The following is a 6,382-nucleotide window of genomic DNA, read 5'->3' as shown; positions in this document are numbered from 1 at the left end:
ATCCCGAGGCGAGGCCTCCAAAATTTGGCGTCCCAATCTGCCCCGAGCGCAGTCAGGTCCCACGAATAGATTGTGTGTTGCGAAGGCAGTACGGACCGGCCGTCAAAGCAGTCCTGTCTTGAATTTGGCATGCAGGCGCTCGCGAAAAGAGTGCTATGGAAGGGAGGCGAGCGTTGTTGCTTCGCTTTTTCCTGACATTCGAGGCCTTTCGTGCGTGAACCGTCGCTGCTGCCCGTTTTTGGAAAACTTGGCCTCAAGACCCCTGTCGCCTTGGCGGCGGCACCAATCTCGCCGGCAGGTGTGCCGCACCTGCGGAAGCTTCTGGCTGCGCATGGCGGCATGGTGCTGAAACTGTCGGTCGTCGCCTGGACGGTGCTGATCCTGGGCGCCGTGTTTTTCACGATGCAAGGCTGACCGGCATGGCCAACCGCTACACGGTGCGCATGGAGCTTCCCCAGAGTTGGAGCATCATCGATGTCTTCACCGGCCAGCCTGCGGTTGTCCGGCAAAAGGTGATGGTCGGGATGGGGCCGCGCGAGGCCGAGGACATGGTCGTGCAGATGAATGTCCGCGACGTCAAACGCCGCGAAAGGGCCGAGCGCAAGACCTGATCGCGGTCAGCGCCAACTCGCCGCCATTTCAGCCGAAATCGGCCGCCGTCAGCACATACATGCTCTTGCGGGTGCGGTCGTAGGCCTTCGACGCCACCTCGCGGATGGCGCTGCTCTCGGTGTCGAATGTCTGGAGATAACCGGCTTCATCGGCAGCAGTGCCCGGCCGCATCTTGGCCATGGCGTCGGCAGCGACGGAAAATGAGATCTGGAACATGCCGTCATGGCCGACGAAACGAATGCGCTGGCCCGCTTCGTCATAGCTGCGGCTGGGGTTGGGGAAGGTGAGGCTCATGTCTTGGCCTCCGTGGCTTTCTTGGTCGCCCGCTTCTTCTTCGGCGTAGGATTGAGGGCCTCGGCGACACGATCGGCCTCTTCCTTGGCCAGCCGAAGCTCCCTCAGCCTTGCCGTCTTGATCTCCCTGGCTCTTGCCTCGGACATATATTCGGCGGTCGCCTTGTTTTTCTCCGCTGTCTTCTTCTGCTTGTCGACAAAGCGGGCTTCAGCTTTTTCCATGATCGTCTGATTGCCTTCGGCCATCGAAGAAATCTCCCTTGTGCCTGAAATCGTGAAAGTGAACTTGTCCGATAAATAGGCACTCGATCGGCAAAATTCAATCTTTTGAATTATTTGACATTCTGCGGATATCACGAAACGGCCAGCTGAAATAATACTTTTGAATATTTAATTTGGCCCGCGAATAATTTTTGGCACTCCTATCTATCGAGTGCCAACGCGTCTATAGAGGAGGGGCGTGGCCGCCTGTGCCGGCCCCAGAAAGAAAGTTCCCATGAAATTTCGGCCACTCCACGACCGCGTCGTCATTCGTCGCGCCGAAGGCGATATCAAATCCAAGGGCGGGATCATCATTCCCGACACTGCCAAGGAAAAGCCGCAGGAGGGCGAAGTCATCGCCGTCGGCCCTGGCGCACGCGACGAAAACGGCACGCTTGTTCCGCTCGACGTCAGGGCCGGCGACTTCATCCTGTTCGGCAAATGGTCGGGCACCGAGGTCAAGATCGACGGCGAGGACCTTCTGATCATGAAGGAAGCCGACATCATGGGCGTCATCGACAAGAGCGAGACTGGCATCATCGACAAGAGCGAGACGGCCGCAACCGACAAGACCGTGGCCGCCAAGAAAGCTGCCTGACCTCATTTTCTCCGAACGAACTGGATAAAAATCATGTCTGCCAAGGAAATCAAATTCTCCACCGACGCGCGCGACCGCATGCTGCGCGGCGTCGAGATCCTCACCAATGCGGTGAAGGTCACGCTCGGCCCCAAGGGCCGCAACGTCATCATCGACAAGGCCTATGGCGCGCCGCGCATCACCAAGGACGGCGTCACCGTTGCCAAGGAAATCGAGCTTGCCGACAAGTTCGAGAACATGGGCGCCCAGATGGTGCGCGAAGTGGCCTCGAAGACCAACGACCTCGCCGGTGACGGCACCACCACCGCCACGGTGCTGGCCGCCTCGATCCTGCGCGAAGGCGCCAAGCTGGTCGCCGCCGGCATGAACCCCATGGATTTGAAGCGCGGCATCGACCAGGCGGTTTCCGCCGTGGTCAAGGAAATCCAGGCGCGCGCCAAGAAGGTCAAGTCGTCGGCCGAGATCGCACAGGTCGGCACCATCGCCGCCAATGGCGATGCCAGCGTCGGCGAGATGATCGCCAAGGCGATGGACAAGGTCGGCAATGACGGCGTCATCACCGTCGAGGAAGCCAAGACCGCCGAGACCGAACTCGACGTCGTCGAAGGCATGCAGTTCGACCGCGGCTATCTCTCGCCCTATTTCGTCACCAATGCCGACAAGATGCGCGTCGAGTTGGAAGAGCCCTACATCCTCATCCACGAGAAGAAGCTCGGCAATCTGCAGGCGATGCTGCCGATCCTTGAAGCGGTGGTGCAGAGCGGCAGGCCGCTGCTGATCATCTCCGAGGACGTCGAGGGCGAGGCTCTGGCGACGCTGGTCGTCAACAAGCTGCGCGGCGGCCTCAAGGTCGCGGCCGTCAAGGCGCCGGGCTTCGGCGATCGCCGCAAGGCAATGCTGGAAGACATCGCCGTGCTGACATCAGGCCAGATGATCTCGGAAGACCTCGGCATCAAGCTCGAAAACGTCACCATCGAGATGCTCGGCCGCGCCAAGCGTGTGCTGATCGAGAAGGACACCACCACGATCATCGACGGGGCCGGCACCAAGGCGACCATCCAGGCGCGCGTCGCCCAGATCAAGGGCCAGATCGAGGAGACGACCTCCGACTACGACAAGGAAAAGCTGCAGGAGCGGCTGGCCAAGCTCTCCGGCGGCGTAGCCGTCATCCGCGTCGGCGGCGTCACCGAGTCGGAAGTCAAGGAAAAGAAGGACCGCATCGACGATGCGCTGAACGCCACCCGCGCGGCGGTCGAGGAAGGCATCGTGCCCGGCGGCGGCGTGGCTCTGCTGCGTGCCCGCTCGGTGCTTGGCGGCCTGAGCGGCGCCAATGCCGATGTCACGGCCGGTATCACGATCGTGCTGCGGGCGCTTGAAGCGCCGATCCGCCAGATCGCCGAGAATTCCGGCGTCGAGGGCTCCATCGTCGTCGGCAAGCTCACCGACAGCAAGGACCACAATCAGGGTTTTGACGCCCAGAACGAGGTCTATGTCGACATGATCAAGGCAGGCATCGTGGATCCGGCGAAAGTGGTGCGCACCGCACTGCAGGATGCCGGTTCGATCGCAGCCCTCCTGATCACCGCCGAAGCGATGATCACCGACATCCCGGCCAAGGATGCCGCGCCTGCGGGTGGCGGCGGTGGCGGCATGGGAGGCTACTAAAAACCAGGACTTGTTCGACCTGTTTGAGATGTGAATGGCGGCCCCCGATCGGGGCCGTCATGATTCTCAAGATGATCCATCGCAAAGTTTACGCATAGCTGCCTTGCCGACCGGCTCAGCGCCGGGAGGCAATCCTGATCTTGCGGCTTTCGGAGGGGACGCAATCCACGCTAGACTGTCCAGGCGGCCGTCTGGTTGCGGAGCTCGCCGGACTTTGGCAAGCGATCGGACGAACCGCCATCCCCTATACGGAGACACGTTCATGTTTGCGGCCAAGGCCATCGACACCTCAGACAAGGCCGCGTTCTACCGCGACCTCGCCACTCAGCTTAAGGCGCTGCTCGACGGCGAGCGCGATTCGATCGCCAATGCGGCCAACACCGCAGCACTCATCTTCCAGATGGTGCCGGACCTCAACTGGGCCGGGTTCTATTTCCTGCAATCGGACGAGGAAATGGTGCTCGGGCCGTTCCAGGGCAAGCCGGCCTGCGTGCGCATCGCCGTCGGCAAGGGCGTGTGCGGAAAGGCGGTCGAACTCGGCACCTCGATGCTGATCAAGGACGTGCATGATTTTCCCGGCCACATCGCCTGCGATGCCGACTCGCGCTCGGAACTGGTGGTGCTGCTCGAGGACGATGAAGGCGTCTTCGGCGTGCTCGATCTCGACAGCCCGCTGCCCGGCCGCTTCGACAAGGCCGACCAGGCCGGCATCGAGACGCTGGCGGCGATCTATGCCGCGTCGAGTTCGTTCGAGGACTGAGGCGCGGTTTAGACTAGGTGAATTTCACCAGCATCAGGCTGAAGCAGCCGATGAAGAGGAAGGCCGAGAAGGCGAGCGCCAGCGGGCGCAGGCCGCGCGAGCGCAGCTGCGAGATGTCGGCCTGCAGGCCCATGGCGGCCAGCCCCATGGTCAGCATGATGGTGGTGGCGAGCGCCACTGCCGACTTCACCTCGGCTGGCACCGTGACGAGGCTGTTCAGCGCCACGATGGCGACAAAGGAGGCGACGAACCACGGCATGGGCGGCCGCGCCGCTACCTCACTGCTGCTCCTGCGGCGCGCCATCAGGCCGAGCGCGACGACCATCGGCGCCAGCATGGCGACGCGGGTCAGCTTGGCGACGGTAGCGATCTCGCCGGACTGGGTGCCGTTCTGGAAGCCAGCGCCGATGACTTGCGCCACTTCATGGATCGAAGCACCGGCCCACAGGCCGAAAGCGTGCTGGTCGAGGCCGAGCATGGGCGCCATGAGCGGGAAGCCGAGCATGGCGACGGTGCCGAACAAGGTGATCGAGGCGACGGCGTAGGTGACGTCCTCGTCGCGCGCATCGGTGACGATGTTGGTGGCGACGATGGCCGAGGCGCCGCAGATCGAGGTGCCGGCGGCGATCAGCTGCGCCAGCTTGGCGTCGACGCCGATCAGCCGACCGAGCGTGGTGGTGAAAACGAAGGTGGCGCCAAGCGTCGCCGCGACAATGCCGACGCCGCCGGCGCCGATCGAGATCACCTGGCCCAGCGTCAGCTGGAAACCGAGCAGAACGATGGCGAAGCGCAGCAGGCGCTTTTGCGAGAATGCGATCCCGGCTTTGGCGTGCACCGGTGTGCCCAGCACGTTGGAGTAGATCATGCCGGCAACGACGGCGAGGATCATCGGGCTGAACAAAGCGGAGCCGGAGACGTTGCGGGCCGAGAAGGCGACGGCAGTGATCATCGCGACAAGGACGATGCCGGGGGCGATGCCATTCCAGTTGAGGGATTTTCGCCCTTGTGTCAGATCGGCAGGAAACGCGCTTTTCGGAATATCGTTCGCGAAGTGGGAAACGGAAGACAATGCAATGCTCCAAGCGAGTGTACTGGGAGAATGTCATTCCCGAACCGATCTTTCCAACGAATTATTTTCGTTAGAATGATCGATTTTTACGAACCATCGGCGTCATCTTCTGGCCGGCCTGAATCAAAGCTGCGCTTCGATCGCCGCCTTGTCGATCACCGACCAGACATTCCTGATTCTGTCGTCGAGGAATTCATAGAAGACGTTCTCGCTGAAGGTGACCTTCCGGCCGTTGATGGGCAGGCTGAAGAAGGTTCCCTTCGGCGTGCAGTTGAATTGAAGCCGGCTGGCTATGAACGTCGGTTCGGCGATCAGCAGTTGGATGTCGAAATAGAGGTCTGGGATCTCCCGAAAATCGCGCTCCAGCATTTCTTGATAACCCGACAGCCCGACGCGGTCGCCATTGTAGTGCACCTCGTCATGAACGAAGCGATGCAGCTTCTGCCAGTCCTGATTGTTGAGGCAAGCGATGTAGCCTCGATAGAGGTCGGTCACTGTCACGGCGATAGCTCCGGATTTTCGTCATATCTGCTCGATCCGGAAGATAGAACGACTGCGGGCGCAGTCCAGATGGAGAACCTGTTCCCGAATCGGGATGGGGCTCTATCTGCTCGTTTGAGCATGTCTCCTCCGGAAACCCGGTTTCCTGTTCTAGCCTCGGTAGCGTAGCGCGTCGACCAGCAGCGAGAAGGCCGGCGTCGCTTGCCGGCGGCTGGGGTAATAGAGGTGGTAGCCGGGGAAAGGCGCGCACCAGTCGGCGAGCACCCGCACAAGTCGGCCGTCGGCCAGTAGAGCCGTCACCTGTTCCTCCGGCAGATAGGCAAGGCCGAGGCCGGCGAGCACCGCGTTCATGCGCAGCGCGGCCGTATTGAACACCAACTGGCCTTCGACCCGCACCTTCAGCTCGCGCCCGGCCTTCTCGAACTCCCAGGCGTAGAGCCCGCCATAGGTCGGCAGCCGCAGATTGATGCAATTGTGGTTGGTCAGGTCCTGCGGCGTACGCGGCTTCGGCCATTTGGCGAAATAGGCCGGCGATCCGACAACCGCCATGCGCATGTCGGGAGCGATGCGCACCGCGATCATGTCGCGCGCCACCTGTTCACCCAGCCGCACGCCGGCGTCGA

Annotated in this window: 10 protein-coding genes; 5 read left to right on the top strand and 5 right to left on the bottom strand. The window is 61.8% G+C overall.

Annotated features, from left to right (window positions below):
- Positions 1–210 precede the first annotated feature (210 nt).
- Together EOD15_RS26120 and EOD15_RS26115 are read left to right on the top strand one after the other, a co-directional pair.
- The gene (locus EOD15_RS26120) at positions 211–414 is read left to right on the top strand and encodes a hypothetical protein (RefSeq protein ID WP_127321091.1); all 204 of its coding nucleotides are present in this window, start codon (positions 211–213) and stop codon (positions 412–414) included.
- 5 nt (positions 415–419) lie between these two features.
- A complete protein-coding gene (locus EOD15_RS26115) occupies positions 420–611 on the top strand; it encodes a hypothetical protein (RefSeq protein ID WP_127269694.1) in 192 nt (63 codons plus the stop codon).
- Positions 612–639: 28 nt separating this feature from the next.
- Here the strand turns inward: EOD15_RS26115 and EOD15_RS26110 are convergent, their stop codons facing one another.
- The gene (locus tag EOD15_RS26110) at positions 640–906 is read right to left on the bottom strand and encodes a DUF1488 domain-containing protein (protein WP_127269692.1); all 267 of its coding nucleotides are present in this window, start codon (positions 904–906) and stop codon (positions 640–642) included.
- Positions 903–1,151, bottom strand: coding sequence for a hypothetical protein (locus EOD15_RS26105; protein ID WP_127269690.1), 249 nt, complete (start codon positions 1,149–1,151; stop codon positions 903–905). Before EOD15_RS26105 ends, EOD15_RS26110 begins: the two co-directional genes overlap by 4 nt.
- A 250-nt stretch (positions 1,152–1,401) precedes the next feature.
- Here EOD15_RS26105 and EOD15_RS26100 point away from each other — a divergent pair, with 250 nt between their 5' ends.
- The 3 genes from EOD15_RS26100 (at position 1,402) to EOD15_RS26090 (ending at position 4,189) form a co-directional block, all read left to right on the top strand.
- Complete coding sequence (locus tag EOD15_RS26100; protein ID WP_127321092.1) at positions 1,402–1,764, top strand: co-chaperone GroES; 363 nt, start codon at positions 1,402–1,404, stop codon at positions 1,762–1,764.
- A gap of 33 nt (positions 1,765–1,797) precedes the next feature.
- Positions 1,798–3,429, top strand: coding sequence for a chaperonin GroEL (gene groL, locus EOD15_RS26095; protein WP_127408971.1), 1,632 nt, complete (start codon positions 1,798–1,800; stop codon positions 3,427–3,429).
- A gap of 262 nt (positions 3,430–3,691) precedes the next feature.
- On the top strand, positions 3,692–4,189 hold the full coding sequence (locus EOD15_RS26090) for a GAF domain-containing protein (RefSeq protein WP_127323136.1): 498 nt from the start codon (positions 3,692–3,694) through the stop codon (positions 4,187–4,189).
- A gap of 13 nt (positions 4,190–4,202) precedes the next feature.
- Here the strand turns inward: EOD15_RS26090 and EOD15_RS26085 are convergent, their stop codons facing one another.
- The 3 genes from EOD15_RS26085 to EOD15_RS26075 form a co-directional block, all read right to left on the bottom strand.
- Positions 4,203–5,258: a YeiH family protein gene (locus tag EOD15_RS26085; protein WP_127408970.1), complete on the bottom strand. Its 1,056-nt coding sequence runs from the start codon at positions 5,256–5,258 to the stop codon at positions 4,203–4,205.
- A gap of 123 nt (positions 5,259–5,381) precedes the next feature.
- Positions 5,382–5,759, bottom strand: a complete 378-nt coding sequence (locus EOD15_RS26080; protein ID WP_127321422.1) for an ester cyclase — start codon at positions 5,757–5,759, stop codon at positions 5,382–5,384.
- A gap of 150 nt (positions 5,760–5,909) precedes the next feature.
- Positions 5,910–6,382, bottom strand: a 473-nt coding sequence (locus EOD15_RS26075; protein WP_245463769.1) for a LysR substrate-binding domain-containing protein, incomplete at its 5' end; no start/stop codon positions are given.

This window comes from Mesorhizobium sp. M7A.T.Ca.US.000.02.2.1, from assembly GCF_003996995.1.
Taxonomy (GTDB): domain Bacteria; phylum Pseudomonadota; class Alphaproteobacteria; order Rhizobiales; family Rhizobiaceae; genus Mesorhizobium.
Note: the sequence above shows the minus strand (reverse complement) of the source record. Positions and strands in the feature narration are given on the sequence as shown.